Source organism: Agarivorans albus, from assembly GCF_019670105.1.
GTDB classification, from domain to species: Bacteria; Pseudomonadota; Gammaproteobacteria; order Enterobacterales; family Celerinatantimonadaceae; genus Agarivorans; species Agarivorans albus.
This window is the reverse complement of sequence record NZ_AP023032.1, coordinates 292,909-310,306: the sequence shown is the minus strand read 5'-3', so window position 1 is coordinate 310,306 and position 17,398 is coordinate 292,909. Positions and strand designations below refer to the sequence as shown.

The 17,398-nt window shown below is 46.5% G+C and carries 13 protein-coding genes; 8 read left to right on the top strand and 5 right to left on the bottom strand.

All coding sequences use genetic code 11. The features are described from left to right. Positions 1-107: 107 nt before the first annotated feature. Positions 108-1,445: an MATE family efflux transporter gene (locus K5620_RS01405; protein ID WP_016399819.1), complete on the top strand. Its 1,338-nt coding sequence runs from the start codon at positions 108-110 to the stop codon at positions 1,443-1,445. Positions 1,446-1,501: 56 nt separating this feature from the next. On the opposite strand, the gene K5620_RS01400 is transcribed toward K5620_RS01405, so the two are convergent. The 3 genes from K5620_RS01400 to K5620_RS01390 form a co-directional block, all read right to left on the bottom strand. Further along, positions 1,502-2,473, bottom strand: a complete 972-nt coding sequence (locus K5620_RS01400; RefSeq protein ID WP_016399820.1) for an aldo/keto reductase — start codon at positions 2,471-2,473, stop codon at positions 1,502-1,504. Between the two features lie 141 nt (positions 2,474-2,614). Next, a complete protein-coding gene (locus tag K5620_RS01395; protein WP_016399821.1) occupies positions 2,615-3,892 on the bottom strand; it encodes an NAD(P)/FAD-dependent oxidoreductase in 1,278 nt (425 codons plus the stop codon). 39 nt (positions 3,893-3,931) lie between these two features. Next, positions 3,932-5,302, bottom strand: coding sequence for a glutamine synthetase family protein (locus tag K5620_RS01390; protein ID WP_016399822.1), 1,371 nt, complete (start codon positions 5,300-5,302; stop codon positions 3,932-3,934). A 234-nt stretch (positions 5,303-5,536) separates the two neighbouring features. Here K5620_RS01390 and K5620_RS01385 point away from each other — a divergent pair, with 234 nt between their 5' ends. From K5620_RS01385 to K5620_RS01355, 7 genes are read left to right on the top strand one after another with little or no spacing between them, the layout of a single operon-like run. Further along, on the top strand, positions 5,537-6,868 hold the full coding sequence (locus tag K5620_RS01385) for a glutamine synthetase family protein (RefSeq protein ID WP_016399823.1): 1,332 nt from the start codon (positions 5,537-5,539) through the stop codon (positions 6,866-6,868). A gap of 32 nt (positions 6,869-6,900) precedes the next feature. Continuing rightward, positions 6,901-8,259 carry an aspartate aminotransferase family protein gene (locus tag K5620_RS01380; RefSeq protein WP_016399824.1) on the top strand — a complete coding sequence of 453 codons (1,359 nt, stop codon included), beginning with the start codon at positions 6,901-6,903 and terminating at the stop codon, positions 8,257-8,259. A 46-nt stretch (positions 8,260-8,305) separates the two neighbouring features. Continuing rightward, entirely contained in the window at positions 8,306-9,415 is a 1,110-nt protein-coding gene (locus tag K5620_RS01375) for an extracellular solute-binding protein (RefSeq protein ID WP_016399825.1), read from the top strand. Between the two features lie 60 nt (positions 9,416-9,475). Then, positions 9,476-10,615: a putrescine ABC transporter ATP-binding subunit PotG gene (gene potG, locus K5620_RS01370; protein ID WP_016399826.1), complete on the top strand. Its 1,140-nt coding sequence runs from the start codon at positions 9,476-9,478 to the stop codon at positions 10,613-10,615. Further along, a complete protein-coding gene (potH, locus tag K5620_RS01365) occupies positions 10,612-11,535 on the top strand; it encodes a putrescine ABC transporter permease PotH (RefSeq protein WP_016399827.1) in 924 nt (307 codons plus the stop codon). Before potG ends, potH begins: the two co-directional genes overlap by 4 nt. Then, positions 11,535-12,380: an ABC transporter permease subunit gene (locus K5620_RS01360; protein WP_016399828.1), complete on the top strand. Its 846-nt coding sequence runs from the start codon at positions 11,535-11,537 to the stop codon at positions 12,378-12,380. The genes potH and K5620_RS01360 overlap by 1 nt, the downstream gene beginning before the upstream one ends. A 27-nt stretch (positions 12,381-12,407) precedes the next feature. Continuing rightward, positions 12,408-12,950 (top strand): cupin domain-containing protein, encoded by a 543-nt coding sequence (locus K5620_RS01355; protein WP_016399829.1) that lies wholly within the window; start codon positions 12,408-12,410, stop codon positions 12,948-12,950. 69 nt (positions 12,951-13,019) lie between these two features. On the opposite strand, the gene K5620_RS01350 is transcribed toward K5620_RS01355, so the two are convergent. Both K5620_RS01350 and K5620_RS01345 read right to left on the bottom strand, forming a co-directional pair. Further along, a complete protein-coding gene (locus K5620_RS01350; protein WP_016399830.1) occupies positions 13,020-16,106 on the bottom strand; it encodes an efflux RND transporter permease subunit in 3,087 nt (1,028 codons plus the stop codon). Beyond that, on the bottom strand, positions 16,103-17,173 hold the full coding sequence (locus K5620_RS01345) for an efflux RND transporter periplasmic adaptor subunit (RefSeq protein ID WP_425514908.1): 1,071 nt from the start codon (positions 17,171-17,173) through the stop codon (positions 16,103-16,105). The genes K5620_RS01350 and K5620_RS01345 overlap by 4 nt, the downstream gene beginning before the upstream one ends. Positions 17,174-17,398 lie beyond the last annotated feature (225 nt).

The window sequence follows — 17,398 nt, the reverse complement described above, 5'->3', positions numbered from 1 at the left end:
GCCCTTATTTGTTAGCTTTCCCTCTTGTCTGCTCCATTAAAGTGAATATGATGGGGCTGCAATTCGGTGCTCACTGAGTACTTTCTATTCCCTAACCTTGGTCAATCATGCTTAGTAAAAACATTACCTTACAATTTTGGCGCTATTCCATTCCTTCGGTCGTAGCAATGATTGTGAGTGGCATTTATCTGATTGTTGATGGCATGTTCATTGGCCAAGTGCTCGGTGCAGAAGGGTTAGCAGCCATTAACCTAGCTTGGCCGATTATATTTTTAGTCACCGGTTTAGGTTTAATGGTTGGTGTAGGTGGCGGTGCGTTAATCTCTATTGCCACCGGAGAGGGCAAAACCAGCAAGGCGCAAAGTTTGTTAAGCCACGCCTTCTTGCTCATGTTGATAATGGCGGTGCTGTTTAGTGCCATTTTGGCCTTATTAGGCGCCAAACCCATTACCTTGCAAGGGGCCAGCGGCAATATTCAACATATGGCCGAGAGCTACCTAGGCATTTTAGGTAACGGCGCGCTGGTTGTATTGTTTAGCTGCGCCCTGCCCATCTTGATTAGAAACGACAACTCTCCCAACTTTGCCACCCTATTGATGATAGTGGGCGCATTGGCCAACATCGGCCTCGATTATTTATTTATTGTAAAGTGGGATTGGCAGCTAGCGGGTGCGGCTTACGCCACCTTAGGCGCACAAGCCCTGGTAATGTTCTTGGCCATTTCATACTTTTTCTCTCGCTACAGCAGCTTGAGTTTTCAAGTTAGCGGTTTTAGCTTAAAGCCAAAGTACCTCGCTAATATCAGCAATTTAGGTTTAAGCAGCTTTTTTACTACGGTATACACCGCCTTTATTACCTTGGTGCACAACTACTTATTCTTACGTTATGGCAGTGTGACCGACACCGGCGCCTATGCCATTGTGTTGTACTTAAGCGTTATTTATTACTTTATTGCCGAAGGGTTTGCTAACGGTATGCAGCCTCTCATCTCCTATAACTTTGGCGCTAAACGCTACGACAATGTGCTAAAAGTGATGGCGTTAGGCTTTAGCATTATCCTAGGTAGCGGTGTAGCGGCGGTGTTTTTGATGAACCTATTTAGCGAACTAAGCGTATCGATATTTAACAACGATGACCCTGCACTATTAGACGCCACAGTAAGCGGTATTCGCATACACCTTTGGGCCATGCCATTAGACGGCTTAATTTTTACCGGCGCGGTGGTATTTCAGTCGATAAACCGTGCTAATCGCGCTAGCTTTATTTCGGTCGGCAATATGGCTATTCAACTGCCGTTTATGTTGCTATTGCCCGCAGCCTATGGCGTGGTAGGGATCTGGCTGGTTATGCCGCTATCTACGGTAATACTTAGCGCAGTAGTAGCGTGGTGGCTGGTAAGCTTGGTAAAACAACTTAAAGCAGAGTTCACGCCACCAGCAGCGTAGCTTTACTAACAAAAACGCCGAGCATTAGCTCGGCGTTTTTCTTGAATATGCAGTGTTTAAGGTAAAGCCTTGCCACGCGATGTGACATACAACTGATACCATTGCTCGCGACTAAGCTGCAGTTTAGTGGCGTCACCACAGGCGCGAATGCGGTCTGGGTTTACACTACCAATCACTGGTTGAATCCCAGCTGGGTGGCGCATTAGCCACGCTAGTACAACGGCCTCTGGCGAACTTGAGTTTTGATCGGCGTATTGGCGAACAAGCTGCGCGGTATCACGCTGAGCTTGGCTGGCATTTGATAAATCGGCACCGCTAAACAAGCCGCGGGATAAACTTCCCCAAGCCTGAATTTGCACCTTATTCATAGCGCAATACTCAAGGGTACCAGGCGCAAAACTGTGGCCTTTTACCTGTTCGTCGTTTACTGCAATATTGTGGTCAAGCCAGTCTAGTTTCGACAAACTCATCTCTAACTGATTAGCCACTAGCGGAAAACTCAGCAGCGATTGCAAATGCGCAATTTGTGCTCCACTCATGTTAGATACACCAAAGTGCTGCACTTTACCGCTATCTTTAAGCTCGCTAAGCACCGCGGCCACTTCGTCCATTTCGGCCAAAGGATCTGGGCGGTGCAGCATCATCACATCTATGGTTTCACTTTGTAAGCGGCGCAGCGAATCTTCAACACTTTGACGAATGTAATCTGCCGACCAATCATAACGACCACACCACTGCTCATCACCAAAACGAATTGCTGCTTTAGTTTGCAGAATAATTTGCTCACGCAGCTCTGGGCGCTGCGCCAATACTTGACCAAATACTTGCTCAGCCTTACCTATGGTATAGATGTCGGCGTGGTCAAAATAGTTAATGCCTATTTCTAAGGCCGCATCAATAGCGGTATGCGCTTGGTTTAAATGATCTTGCGTTACAGGTGAGTTATCCCAGTTTCCGCCTAAGCCCATGCAGCCGTATACAAGGCGACTTGCCTTAGGAAAAACCTGATTAATCGGTGATGCAGCCATTACGTGCTTACCTTTATGATTACGAATATTAGGCAAGTATAACGATAAATCAGCGGACGCTAATAGGTTTATAGGCAGAAAATACGAACTATAGTACGAGAAACAAGGATTGAACGGCTGGCGCTTGGCCAGCCGATAGTACTAAAGCAAATCTCGAATTCGGTAATAGGTCATGGCAAGCACTAAGGCAGGAGTACGTAATAAGCGCCCACCGGGAAAAGGCATGTGTGGAATTTTATCGAATATGTCAAAGCGCTCTGAGGTGGCCATAATCGATTCCGCCATTAGCTTACCCGCCAAACCAGTGGCTGCAATGCCATGGCCCGAGAAGCCTTGAGCAAAATACACATTTGGTGCTATTCGGCCAAAGTGCGGCGCACGGTTAATAGTGATGCCTACATTACCCCCCCAGGCAAACTCCACCGCTTCATCGCTTAATTGAGGGAATACCCAATCCATGCGTTGTTTCATGGTTTGCGCTAAATTACGTGGTTCAATTCCCGAATAACTCACTCGGCCACCAAACAACATGCGGTGATCGCCAGAGCAGCGGTAATAGTCCAGTACAAAGTTGATGTCGCATACCGCCATGTTGTTGGCAATCAGTTCGCGTGCACGCTCTTCACCTAAGGGTTTCGTGGCACAAATATAAGTACCTACCGGCATTACCTTGCTTTCTAACTTACTGTTTAACCCTTCCATATAAGCATTACAGGCCAACACCACGTGTTGGCAACTAACGCTGGCTTGCGCAGTATGAAGCTTAACCTTAGCGCCGTGTTCAATTTTGATGACCTTGCTGTCTTCATAAATGCTAGCGCCAGCATTTTCAGCAGCCTTTACCAAGCCTAAGGTGTAATTCAGCGGATGTAAGTGACCGCTGTTTGAATCAAACATCCCACCTAAATAACGTGGGCTTGTTAACTGGCTTTCGAGCTTGTCTTGCGACCAGAATTCTAAATGCTCATAGCCGTAATCTTCACTGAGTTGTTGCTGCCATTCTTTTAGCTCGCGAACATGGCGATCTTTAATCGCAACGTGAATTTGGCCATCTTGCCAATCACAATCGATTTGGTGTTTGCGAATGTTGTCTTTAGTAACAGCTAGCGATTCAACCGAGAGGTCCCAGAGTTTTTTGGCATCATCTTTACCCACCAATTTCTCTAGGGTGGACTGCTCACTGGCCCAGCCAAAAATAGCTTGCCCGCCACTTCGTCCCGAGGCTCCCCAGCCTACTCGGCTGCCTTCTAGCAAAATAACCTTATAACCTTGGCTAGCTAACTCTAGTGCGGTGCTAGCGCCGGTTATACCTGCCCCTACTACACATACATCAGCTTGATGCTCGCCTTGCAGTTGCGGATAGTCCAACTGTAGGTTGGCACTTGCTGCATAATATGAATTTGCATGTTGCGCTTTCATTTTCTCACCTTAAACATAAAAACAAATCTGCTATTCGCACTACACCATTTGCTGATACCACTGCTGTTCTAAAGGTGTCACTTGCGCCTCAAAGCGCTGCCACTCATTAAGTTTGTTGGCATGGTATACATGGCTAAAATCTGCACCTAGTAACGACCACAAGGTGGAGTGCTCAAATTCGGCTAAGGCCTGCTGCCAAGAGCTCGGCAAAGCAGGGGCTGGTACTTTACTGGCATCGCCGCTCACTGCTTTAGGGCAATCAAGCTGTTGTTCTATGCCATGGGTAATCCCGGCTAATAAGGCCGACATAACAATATAAGGATTACAGTCGGCACCTGCTACGCGGTGCTCGATGCGGGTATTTTCAGTGCTGCCAGAAGGTATGCGCAAGGCAACGGTACGGTTGTCCCAGCCCCAATCGGCTTGCAATGGCACAAACATATCGGGTTGGAATCGGCGATAAGAGTTGGCATTAGGTGCTAACAAAGCAATGGCCTGGGGCATGGTGTCTAATAGCCCGGCCAAGGCGAATTCCAGCAAGCTTTGTTCAGTGGAAAAGCGGTTGTGGCCCTGCTTGTCTAACATACTAATGTGCACGTGGCAGCCGTTGCCAGAATGCTCGGCATAAGGTTTGGCCATAAAAGTGGCTAAATAGCCATGTTGTTTGGCTACTGCTTTAATTGCGCGTTTCAATAGAATGGCTTGATCGCAAGCCAGCAGCGGGTCGTGCTGATGCTGCAATGTCACTTCAAACTGCCCGGGAGCGTATTCTGCAATAACGTTGTCGCTGGGAATATTTTGGGTATGGCAGTAATCCTGAATATCACGAATAAATTCATCAAATTCATCAAGTTCATCTAAGGAATAAACTTGGGTTTGCTGCATACGTTGTTGCGATTTTGGCAACAGCGGCGCTTGTGGTTGGCGGTTTTCACTGCGAGCATCAAGTAAATAAAACTCCCACTCAATGGCCACACAGGGAAATAAATTTTGCTGATGCAATCCTTGCAATACTTTACTAAGTAATTGTCGAGGGTCTGCAAAAAATGGCGAACCATCAACTTCATGCATGGTTAATAAAGCTTGCGCGGCATTTTTTTTCCAAGGAATCATCGACAAGCTATGTGGTAGCAAGTGACAAATACGATCGCCATCGCCTTGTTCAAAGCCCAGTCCGGTTTGCTCTACGGTGTCACCGCAAATATCCAGCGCAAATACCGAAGCCGGTAAACACATCCCCTCTTGGGCAATTTTGGCTAAGGACGCCGCTTCTATGCGTTTACCGCGGATCACACCATTCATATCAGATAGCATTAAATCTATGCTCTCTAACTGTGGATGAGCCGCCAAAAAATCCTCTACTTGTTGAAGCATACTGATTGGCTGAATCTGTGGCTGGTGTTTCAACATAATTAACAGTCCCTTGGTAAAAGCGTCCCTTAAACCCTATAAATTTACAACACAGTGTTAAGTATAATGCAAATTAAATTGCACAATAAGCTAAAAAAGGGGCTATATTTAGTTTTTATTTAACACTCTGTTGACTTTGGCGAAAAATCATGACAATTCTAATTAATACGGGGCAAAAATTAAGCTAAACAAGAAAATGCCCCTATTTACTTAACAGATTTATGACAGGTGATTATGGATAACGTCAGGAAGTGGTTTGAGGAAAATCGTATAACCGAAGTTGAGTGCCTCATCCCCGATATAACCGGTAATGCTCGCGGCAAAATCATTCCCGCCAGCAAGTATCTAAAAGAAGGCGGTATGCGCCTGCCTGAATCAATTTTCTACCAAACAGTCACTGGCGACTGGCCCGACGATGATGACTTATTCGATTGGACCGAAAAAGACATGAACCTAGAGCCCGATACCGACAGCCTGCGTTTTGTTCCTTGGGCCAAAGAGCCTACCGCTCAGCTTATTCACGATTGTTACGACAGCCAAGGCGAGCTGATTGGCATGGCGCCACGCTCAGTCCTAAAAAAAGTACTCGCGCTCTACGAAAAAGAAGGCTGGAAGCCAATTGTGGCGCCAGAACTAGAGTTTTTCTTAGTGAAGAAAAACCTCGACTGGGATTACCCACTAGAGCCACCCATTGGACGTAATGGGCGACCAGAAACAGCACGTCAGTCTTTTAGCATTGATGCGGTAAATGAGTTTGATCCGCTGTTTGAAGACATGTACGACTACTGCGAAGCACAGAACCTAGACGTAGATACCTTGGTGCATGAATCTGGTGCAGCGCAAATGGAAATTAACTTTGATCACGGCGAGCCAACCTTAGCCTGTGACCAAGTTTTCCTTTTCAAACGCACCATGCGCGAAGCAGCCTTACAGCATGATACCTATGCCACGTTCATGGCTAAGCCAATGGAAGATGAGCCCGGCAGCGCGATGCATATTCACCAAAGCTTAGAAGACCATAATGGCAACAATTTGTTTGCTAATGAAGATGGCAGCAACAGCCAAATGTTTTTAAGTTTTATCGCCGGTTTACAGCAATTTACTCCCGCTAGCATTGCCTTTTATGCCCCTAACGTGAACAGCTATCGACGCTTAATGTTTGGCGACTCGGCGCCAATTAATTTGCAATGGGGCATCGACAACCGCACCGTGGGTTTACGCGTACCGCTATCAGATAAGCAAAATCGCCGCGTAGAAAACCGCTTTGCCGGCGCCGACGCCAACCCTTATCTAGCCATGGCACTTACCTTAGCCTGCGGTTACATCGGCATGAAAAAACAGCTAACACCTTCTGCAGAGGAAAAAGGTGATGTAAGCGAAGACCGTTACACCCTGCCCGGCACTTTAGAAGAAGCATTAGTTAAGTTAGAGCAATGCGACGAACTCAAAGAAATCCTTGGTGAGCGCTTTGTGAATTGTTACGTGGCAGTAAAACGTAAGGAATACCAAACCTACTTCAAGGTCATTAGTTCTTGGGAACGTGAGTTTTTGTTACTCAACGTATAAACCCAGAGTTAACTCAGCCACAAGGAGGCGAAATGAGCACAGCAACATTGACGATACAACAACAAGACAGCGCCCACTGTTTGCACCCTTTCACTAACTTTAAAGAGTTAAATGCCAAGGGAGCTCGAGTGATAGAACGAGGCGAAGGTGTGTTTGTATTCGACAGTGAGGGCAATAAGTTGCTCGATGCCATGGCCGGCTTGTGGTGTGTAAATCTAGGTTATGGTCGCCAAGAGTTAGTTGATGCTGCAGCCAAACAAATGCAGCAACTGCCTTACTACAACCTGTTTTTTCAAACTACTCACAGCCCGGCAGTTGAATTATCTACCCTGCTAGCCGAACTAACGCCAGAGGGCTTAAATCATGCCTTTTTTACCGGCTCGGGTTCAGAGTGTAATGACACCGTAGTGCGCATGGTACGCCACTATTGGGCCAGCAAAGGCCAGCCCAATAAGTTAGAAATAATTAGTCGCAACAATGCCTATCATGGCAGCACCATGGCAGGAGCAAGCCTTGGAGGCATGGGCTTTATGCACGCCCAAGGTGGCTTGCCATTGCCCAATATTAGCCACATCGATCAACCTTATTGGTTTGAAGAAGGTCAAGGCCAAGATCCGCAACAGTTTGGTTTAGAACGCGCCCAGCAATTAGAGCAAAAAATTCTAGGGCTAGGCGAAGATAAAGTAGCGGCATTTATCGCCGAGCCTATCCAAGGTGCCGGTGGCGTAATTATTCCACCCGACTCTTATTGGCCTGAGATTCAACGCATTTGCGACAAATACGATATTTTATTGATAGTAGACGAAGTGATCTGTGGATTTGGCCGCACTGGCGAATGGTTTGCCTGCCAAACCTACAACATTAAGCCAGATTTACTGTGTTTAGCGAAAGGCATTACCTCTGGCTACTTACCAATGGGCGCAGTGATAGTGTCGGACAAAGTAGCTCAAGGCCTAACCGAGGCCGATACCGAATTTGCTCATGGCTTTACTTATTCCGGCCACCCTGCAGCTTGCGCGGTAGCCATTGAAAACATTCGCATCATGCAACAAGAGAACATTATTAGCCATGTACGCGATGACATAGCCCCTTATCTAGCCCAACGCTGGCAAGAACTGGCTAGCCATCCCTTAGTCGGCGAGGCTCGCAGCAAAGGCATGGTGGCAGCCATAGAGCTGGTTGCCGATAAAAACACCCTGCAACGCTTTAGCAAAGAGCAAGGCGCTGGCGGTGTGTGTCGCGATATATGCATAAACAACGGGCTTATCATGCGCGCTTGCGGCGATACCATGATTATTTCACCCCCATTGGTTATTACAAAACAACAAGTCGATCAGTTAATTACACTGGCAAAACAAAGTTTGGATGACACTCTGCAGGCATTGAGTTAATCCGCGAAGCAGTACGAGCAATCACCACAAGGATTTGGAGAACAACATGAAAAACGCTAGCTTTACCCTAACCCTAGCCTCCCTGTTAACTGCCAGCGCATTTACCCTGCAGGCAGCCGAAGAAAAAGTACTTAATGTGTACAACTGGTCTGACTATATCGCCGAAGATACCATCGCCCAGTTTGAAGCCGAAACCGGCATTAAAGTGGTTTACGATGTATTCGATTCAAACGAAGTACTTGAAGCCAAGATTCTTTCTGGCTCAACCGGTTTTGACATTGTGGTGCCAACTTCAGACTTTTTAGCCCGCCAAGTTCAGGCTGGTGCGTTTATCAAATTAGATAAAACAAAGTTGAGTAACTACGCCAACTTAGATGATAAAATCATGTCAATGCTTGATGAAACTGCAGATCCGGATAATCAATATGCAGTGCCTTACCTTTGGGGGACCACAGGTTTAGGTTACAACGTAGACAAAGTTAAAGAAGTATTAGGTGACGACGCCCCAGTAGATAGTTGGGATCTGGTATTTAAGCCAGAAAACATGGAAAAACTGCAAAGCTGTGGAGTAGCATTTTTAAATGCTCCTACCGAGTTATTTGCAGCAGCGCTGCATTACGTAGGTAAAGATCCAAACAGTGTTGATCCGAACGACTACAAAGACACTGGCGAGGCTTACAAACTGCTCAAATCAGTGCGCCCTTATGTGACTTATTTTCACTCTTCGCAATACATTAACGACTTAGCGAACGGTGACATTTGTGTGGCTATTGGTTGGTCTGGTGATGTACTGCAAGCCTCTGATCGCGCAGCCGAAGCCGATAACGGAGTAGTGGTTGAGTACGTTATCCCGCAAGAAGGAGCCTTAGCCTGGTTTGACCTAATGGCCATTCCAGCGGATGCACCACATAAAGATAATGCACACAAATTCATCAACTTCTTGCTACAGCCTAAAGTGATTTCGGAGATCTCTAACTACGTATGGTATGCCAACCCAACGCCTGCCTCTAAAGAGTTTATTGATCCAGAAATTATTGAACATCCGGGTATCTATCCAAGTGACGAAACCTTGGCTAAATTATATGGAGCCAAGGTAATGCCAGCAAAAGCGTCTCGAACTCTGACACGCTCTTGGACTAAGTTTCTTCAAAACTAAGTAATCACTTGCCACCCTTGGGTGGCAAGTGCGTTTTTGATTCTTTATGGAGGATCCGCAATGGCTGCGGTGTCACACATTTCAAAGCTTCCAGTTGATGGCGAAAAAGCCCCGGAACCTTTGTTACACATTGAAAATTTAAGTAAAGACTACGACGGCGCAATAGCCGTAGACAACGTAAGCCTAACCATAAACAAGGGCGAAATTTTTGCCTTATTAGGTGCATCGGGTTGTGGTAAATCCACTTTACTAAGGTTGTTAGCTGGCTTCGAAAAGCCCAGTGCTGGCAAAATTATTCTCGATGGCCAAGAGCTGATTGGTGTGCCTCCACATCAGCGCCCAGTAAATATGATGTTTCAATCCTATGCGCTATTTCCCCACATGACCGTGGAACAAAATATCGCCTTTGGCCTAAAACAAGACAAGCTGCCCAAAGATGAAATTGGCGCAACCGTAGCTAAGATGCTCGAGCTAGTGCGCATGAAAGACTACGCTCGCCGCAAGCCGCATCAATTATCGGGTGGGCAACGCCAACGCGTGGCACTTGCACGTAGCTTAGCTAAACGTCCAAAACTGTTACTGTTAGACGAACCGATGGGTGCACTAGATAAAAACCTGCGTGGTCAAATGCAGCTTGAAGTAGTGGATATTCTAGAAAAGGTTGGCGTTACCTGCGTAATGGTAACTCACGACCAAGAAGAAGCCATGACCATGGCAAGCCGCATTGCCATTATGAATCGCGGCCAGTTTATTCAAGTGGGCGAGCCAGAAGAAATTTACGAATACCCTAACTCGCGTTTTAGTGCCGAGTTTATTGGCTCAGTAAACGTATTTGAGGGAGTGTTGCGTGACAATGATAACGACAGCGCAACTATCGACAGCCCAGAGCTTGGTTATCCAATTAGCTTAAATCACGGTGTATCATCGGCTCCTGGCGTACCGTTCATGGTGGCTGTTCGCCCCGAAAAAATGAGTATTTTCAAAACCCTTAAGGGGCGCCATAACAATGTATGTCAAGGCAAGGTAGAAGACATCGCCTATCTTGGCGATCAGTCTATTTACTATGTGCGTTTAGCCAGCGGTAAACGGGTCACCGCCGCTATGCCCAATAGCAGCCGCCACCGCAACAATATGCCAACCTGGGAAGACCAAGTGTACTTGTGCTGGCAAGCCGACAGCTGCGTGGTACTCAAAATATGACCATGCTTAGCAACAAACTTAAACAAAGGCTTAATCGCTGGGTGCCAAGTGGGCGCTGCGCCATTATGGCGGTGCCTTACTTTTGGCTATTTTTATTCTTTTTAATGCCGTTCTTTATTGTCTTTAAAATCAGTTTTGCCGAGGCAATGATTGCCATTCCTCCCTATAGTGAGTTAATCACTATGGTGGATGAGCAAGTGCAAATACTGCTCAACTTAGGCAACTATGGCTACTTAATCGAAGACGATCTCTACATTAGCTCCTACTTGCAGTCGGTACGCATTGCCTCAATTTCGACTTTTTTGTGTTTTGTTATTGGCTTTCCAATGGCCTGGGCTATCGTGCATTCAAGCCCTGCTAACAGAAATATTTTGCTGATGCTGATTATTCTCCCCTCGTGGACCAGCTTTTTAATTCGGGTTTATGCATGGATTGGCATTCTTAAAAACAATGGCTTCTTAAACAACATCTTGCTTTACGTAGGTGTTATCGACGAACCACTACAAATACTGCACACCGACACAGCGGTTTATATTGGCATTGTGTATACCTATTTGCCGTTTATGATCCTGCCCTTATACACCGCTCTTATGCGAGTTGATTATTCCCTGATAGAAGCGGCACGTGATTTAGGCGCCTCGACCCTAACGGTATTATTCAAAGTGCTACTGCCGCTAACCAAAGCTGGCATTATTGCGGGCTCAATGTTGGTATTTATTCCCGCTGTAGGTGAATTTGTTATCCCTGAATTACTGGGTGGGCCTGACTCTATTCTTATTGGCAAGGTGCTATGGCAAGAGTTCTTTAATAACCGTGACTGGCCTGTTGCATCAGCCGTAGCCTCGGTGATGTTATTGCTATTAATGGTGCCGATTATGTTCTTTTATCGTTATCAAAAACGTGAATTGGAGGCCAGCTAATGGATGCTATCCCGGTTTACAAAACTAAGTGGAAGTGGCTGATACTTAGCCTTGGCTTGGCCTTTTTATACCTGCCGATTTTAAGCCTTATCGCTTACTCGTTTAACGCTAACCGTTTAGTGACGGTGTGGAGTGGTTTTTCTACCAAGTGGTATGGGGCGCTATTTAACGACTCACTACTAATGAATGGCATTAGCTTAAGCTTACTCATTGGCTTTTTATCGGCCTCTGCGGCAGTAGTATTAGGTACCCTTGCTGCCTTTGTGATGACCCGCTACAGCAAATTTAGAGGTGAAACCAGCTTTGCCTTTATGATTACCGCGCCACTGGTGATGCCAGAAGTGATCACCGGTTTAAGCCTGTTATTGCTGTTTATTTCTTTAGGCCAAGTATTTGATCTATTTAGCCAACGCGGCATGCTAACCATTTGGATTGCCCACGTCACCTTCTGTACTGCCTATGTATCGGTGGTAGTGAGTTCGCGCTTGCGCGAGCTAGATAAAAGCATCGAAGAAGCCGCCATGGATTTGGGGGCGACGCCTTTTAAAGTATTTTTTGTTATCACCCTGCCGACAATTCTTCCTGCCTTAGTGGCCGGCTGGTTATTGGCCTTCACTTTATCTTTAGATGACCTAGTAATTGCCAGCTTTGTATCGGGCCCAAGTGCCACAACCTTGCCGATGGTGGTGTTTTCTAGCGTAAGGTTAGGGGTAAGTCCCAAAATTAATGCCCTAGCTACCCTGATTATTGGTGTAGTATCTGTCGCTACTTTTATTGCTTGGTGGTTAATGGCCAAAGCAGAAAAACGCCGCTTGCTAGAATTAAAGATTAGCAATGCTAAATAGGCGTTGAATTTTGAGGAATAAAACTTAATGGATGTTGGAAAACGCCTTAAAAGTATTCGCCTAATGCGCGGCATTTCGCAACGTGAACTGGCCAAATTAAGCGGGGTCACTAACAGCATGATCTCGCAAATTGAGCAAAACCAAGTTAACCCTTCGGTAGGCTCTTTAAAAAAAATACTTGATGCGATTCCTATTTCAATGGGCGAGTTTTTCACCCTTGAAATGGAAAGTGACGACAAGATTTTCTATAGCGCCGAAGAACTTACCGACCTAGGTGACGGCAAGGTCAAAATGTTATTGGTTGGTAGTAAACACAATGGCCGACAGCTGGCGATTTTACGCGAGATTTACCCACCAGGCGCCGATACTGGCACCGAGTTTATTCAACACGAAGGTGAAGAAGGTGGCATTGTAATCCGCGGAGAAATAGAAATTACCGTAGGCAGCAAATCTAAAGTGCTAAAAGCTGGTGATTCTTATTACTTTGAAACCCGTAAGCCACATCGCTTTCGCAATAAAAGTAAGGAAGAGTGTGAGCTCATCAGCGCCGCGACGCCACCTACTTTCTAAGCTATGTTGAGACTAAAATACTAAATAAAAAAAGCCGCTTTAGCGGCTTTTTTATTCATTGAGGTTTTACTAATGCGCCACTGTTGGCTCACCTGCCGATGGGATTTTGCGTTTGCCTTTGGCAATTATCGAAAAGACCACTGGCACAAAGAAGAATGACAGCATAGTGGTAAGCACCGTACCACCAGCAATCGCCACCGCAAACGGCGGCCAAAAACCGCCACCTTCTAAAATTAGCGGTAAGAAGCCACCCACAGTGGTGATGGTGGTAGAAGTAATATGCCGGGTACAACTAAGCACCCCAAAACATATCGATTCATGATCACCATCGCAAGCCTTAGCATCGGATTTAAGCTCCGCAACAATCACAATGGCCGCGTTAATCGCTAAGCCCACCAAACCTAGTAGCCCAATAATAACGGTAAAACCGAAGGGGTAATCAAATATAAATACACTTAACAAACCCAAACCTGCCGCTTGAATAGCAGTAATCATAATCAAGAAGCTTAAACGGAAGGAGTTAAACGACAGCACCACTACAGTAATCAGTAGCACCGCTATAATGCCGACACTGGCCAATAAATTGCCCACCGCCTCATTACGCTCGGCGCCTTCACCACCAAACTCCAAGCTGTATCCAGCGGGAAGTGGAATATCGGCTTGCTCTAAACGCTCCCGAAATACTTCCAAAACCTGTTCTGGCAGAATATCGGTTTGCAAATAGCCTTCTACGGTATTTACTCGTTTACCGTTCCGGCGTGGAATTTCACCGCGACTGGGGCGAATATCTAGTTCAGCGATAGACGCTAGCGGTATATTCCCGGCTATTTGGCTGGTAAGGGTTATATCACCTAAGTTCTCAACGTGTTTACGTTGTTCATCGGCCAAACGGATCCTTACCGGCAAAGACTCACTCGCCTCGAGCACACTACCGTTAATACGGCCTTGCAGGTTTGCCTGTAACTGACCAGCAATATCAGTTAATACAATGCCGCTTAAGCGAGATGCTTCTTCATTAACTTTTAACCACACCTTGGGTGTACCCGCCAACAAAGTAGCGCGCGTATGAGTAACGTGTGGGATCTCGGAAAGAATGCGGCGGTATTGATCTCCCAGTTCTTTAAGTTTATCTAGGTTTGGCCCGTAAACCCGTAACTCAATCGGGGCATTAAACGGAGGCCCCTGCTCTAGTTTCCTGACTAAAATTTGCGCTTCGGGATAGAGCAAATCAAACTCGACTTGTAGCTTAGGAATCAAATCATTAGCAGCTCTAAAGTCGTCAGTCTTAATCATTGCTTGGGCGTAGTTTTTGGCACCCTGCTGGCGCAGCATCAAGTTGTAGTAAAACGAGGGGGCATTATTGCCTACAAACCAACTCACCGAGCTGATGCCCTCTTTGGCATATAAATGCTCGGTTAACTTTTCGGTCAAACGTTCGGTGGCGTAGATACTCGATTGTGGTGCCATGTACACTTCAATCTGGAACATGTCACGATCAGACGGCGGAAAGAATTGCTCGGTTAAACTACCGGCGCTGTAGAAACCCAAAATTGGCAGGCTAGATACCACAATAATCGCCAGTTTAGGATAGCGTAGACTAGTACGTAAACAGGCTTTAAAGGCACCGCTTAACCAAGCAACTTGCACGCCTTTTTCGTACCAATGATCGGCGGTTTGTTGTGAAGGCAAAAAGTGCCCCGAAAAAATAGCTACTAAGGTGTGAGAAATAAAGTAAGAACCAATCAGCGAGAAAATCACGCTAAGTGCAATACCACCAACAAACTCACCCGCTGGCCCTGGCATTAATACAATCGGTAAAAACGCAAGTATGGTTGTTAATGTAGAGCCCAGCAATGGCAGCCACAAATGAGCTAAAGACTCTTTTACCGCCTGTAAACCGCTCTTGCCCTGCTGGCGCTTTTGGGCAATGGTGTCGGCCATTACAATGGCGTTATCCACCATAATACCCAAGGCCACCACCAAGCCGGTTACCGACATTTGATGGATAGGCAAGCCATAAAACTTCATACAGGCTAAGGTGAACATTACCGTCAAGGGTAGTGACAAACCAACAATCAGCGCCGAGCGCCAACCTAAGGTAAGCAGCAATACCACCACAATAATGGCAAAACCAATAAGCACGTTAACCACCAGCTCTCCTAAGCGCTTGGCGGTGTAACCATCTTGCTCAAAGATGATGTCGGCACTGACATTACTAGGCAAAATGGTGCGGTAGTCATCCAGTGCTTGGTTCACTCGGGCGCTCCACAAATCAACCCGATATTCAGAGAGCATTCTTATGCCCACTACCACCGCATAATCGCGCTCAACCACAGCAATTTGCTCGGGTGGAGATTTAAGCTGGCGTGTTACCTTGGCCAAATCTCCTAAGCGGAATACATAACCATTTTCGGCGCTGCTTACTGGGATATTCTTAATCCGCTCTAGCGAGTTAAGTTCACCCTCCAGCTCTAGTTGCATCCGTGTATTGTCGTTAGTCAGTTCGCCCGCCGATACCTTAGCATCCGCTCCGGCGATAATTTGCGACACTTGGTCAGTGGTTAGCTGCATGGCGCCCGCTTGGTAGGGTTCAATTTCTACCAGTATTTCTTCTTCACCCTGCCCTTGTAGGTCGACAAAGTCGGTACCTGCCACATTGCGCAAACGGTTTTGTAGCTCTTTAGCATAACGGCCAAGAATGGCTAAGTCGGTATCTCCGGGCCCTGTCCAACGCAGTGCAACCAAGGTGGTAAACGCATAACCTCGGTCATCATCGACTACCGGCTCAGAACTTCCCAAGGGCAACAAGGGGGGGAGTTCTCCCACCAAGTCGCGCACCCTTGCCCATACGGGAACAACATCGATAACTTCATCTTTTAACTCAACTTGCAGCACCGAAAAGCCAGGACGAGAAGAGGATTGAACCCGTTTAATTTCTGGCAATTTGCGAATTTTGTTTTCGATTAATTCGGTCACCAAGGCTTCAACCCGTTCTGCAGACGCACCGGGATATTGAGTCACAATACTGGCAAAACGGCTGGTAATTTTAGGGTCTTCGCTGCGCGGCAAGGTGCTAACAGCCCCCATGCCAGCCACCAAAATAAGCGCTATAAGTAAGGAAATTAAACGCCCATTATTATAAATAGCTGCAATCATTGGCTAAGCGCCTTGCTTGGGTTAACAGTTTGTCCGGGCACGTAACGGTGCATGCCTGTGGCAACGATGGCTTCGCCAGCCTGCAGCGCGCCTCTCACAAAAGCTTGCTCTTCGGTGGCATATCGCACACTTACATCACGGCGCTCTAACTTAAAGCTGCCGTCACTTTGCGCCACAATGGCATATACATTCCACAAGCCTCGCACACCATCGGTAATCGCGCTCACGGGCACCCAATAACCCGGCTCTTTAACGGTTTCCACTACATTTAGATAGGCCAATTGCCCACTCACCAAACTATCGTTATCAGGCAAAGCAAACCGCAGTTGTACGGTGCGAGTAACCGGGTCAACCTGACCACCCGCTGCCACTAAATCTACCGAATAATGACGCTTAGCCACTGTTACCGATTTAGGAGTGACCATATCAACCTGCTCGAGCAAGCGCACCGGCACACCTACTTTTACCTCGTTGGCGCCTTGCTGTAATACCGTCAGCACTGGCTGAGAAGCACCAACTACCGCACCTTCCGACACCGTTCGTTTATCGATAATGCCGTTATAGGGAGCCAGTAATGTGGATTTTTCAATGCGGGTGCGATTAGCTTTAATTGAGGCGTCGATACGCGCTTTATTGGCTTTTAAGGATTTTTGCTGAGCAACCAACTCATCGACACTTTGCGCTGATGCATAACCGTCGCTCTTAAGGGACTTAACCCGTTTTAAGTTAGCTTGAACTAGAGCAGCATCGGCTGCTAATTGTTGTAGTTGCGCTTGTAAGTCTATGTATTCAATTTCTAGCAGTTCGGTGTCTAGCTGCATCAACACATCACCTTGCACAACACGTTCGCCTTCATCTACGAATATTTTGGATATTTTACCTGCTAGTTCAAAGCCAATGTCTGCACGTTGTTTAGCTATAACTTGCCCAACGAACTGCCGTTCAACTGCATAATCCTCACTTAATACCGGCACAAAAGCTTTTACTTGTTGCACATTTACCGCAGTGTCGGCAAACAGTTCATCATCTGCGGCAACAGCATGCTGACTCAATGCATTCACTGCCATCCCCCCCAAAGCAAGGGGTATGAGTAAAAAGGTGAATGAAAATAATGGCCTAGGCATATAAACGTCCGTGTAACTAAAAGTAGTGAGAGCTTCATTCAGTGTAGGAAGAGTGCTCTTTAGTGTCTAGTGTTTGCTTGCTCAATTAGCCCGCTATTTTCTACTAATAAGCTAGCGATGTCATTTTATACAAAACACTTGTAGTAATTAGAGAAGCAATTCACAATG

Bases quoted from the DNA above. Each gene is read 5' to 3' on its own strand.
- K5620_RS01390 (WP_016399822.1), bottom strand. From the start codon at position 5,302: ATGTTGAAACACCAGCCACAGATTCAGCCAATCAGTATGCTTCAACAA.
- K5620_RS01375 (WP_016399825.1), top strand. From the start codon at position 8,306: ATGAAAAACGCTAGCTTTACCCTAACCCTAGCCTCCCTGTTAACTGCC.
- K5620_RS01355 (WP_016399829.1), top strand. From the start codon at position 12,408: ATGGATGTTGGAAAACGCCTTAAAAGTATTCGCCTAATGCGCGGCATT.
- K5620_RS01380 (WP_016399824.1), top strand. From the start codon at position 6,901: ATGAGCACAGCAACATTGACGATACAACAACAAGACAGCGCCCACTGT.
- K5620_RS01385 (WP_016399823.1), top strand. From the start codon at position 5,537: ATGGATAACGTCAGGAAGTGGTTTGAGGAAAATCGTATAACCGAAGTT.
- K5620_RS01350 (WP_016399830.1), bottom strand. From the start codon at position 16,106: ATGATTGCAGCTATTTATAATAATGGGCGTTTAATTTCCTTACTTATA.
- K5620_RS01360 (WP_016399828.1), top strand. From the start codon at position 11,535: ATGGATGCTATCCCGGTTTACAAAACTAAGTGGAAGTGGCTGATACTT.
- potG (WP_016399826.1), top strand. From the start codon at position 9,476: ATGGCTGCGGTGTCACACATTTCAAAGCTTCCAGTTGATGGCGAAAAA.
- K5620_RS01405 (WP_016399819.1), top strand. From the start codon at position 108: ATGCTTAGTAAAAACATTACCTTACAATTTTGGCGCTATTCCATTCCT.
- K5620_RS01345 (WP_425514908.1), bottom strand. From the start codon at position 17,173: ATGGCAGTGAATGCATTGAGTCAGCATGCTGTTGCCGCAGATGATGAA.
- K5620_RS01395 (WP_016399821.1), bottom strand. From the start codon at position 3,892: ATGAAAGCGCAACATGCAAATTCATATTATGCAGCAAGTGCCAACCTA.
- K5620_RS01400 (WP_016399820.1), bottom strand. From the start codon at position 2,473: ATGGCTGCATCACCGATTAATCAGGTTTTTCCTAAGGCAAGTCGCCTT.
- potH (WP_016399827.1), top strand. From the start codon at position 10,612: ATGACCATGCTTAGCAACAAACTTAAACAAAGGCTTAATCGCTGGGTG.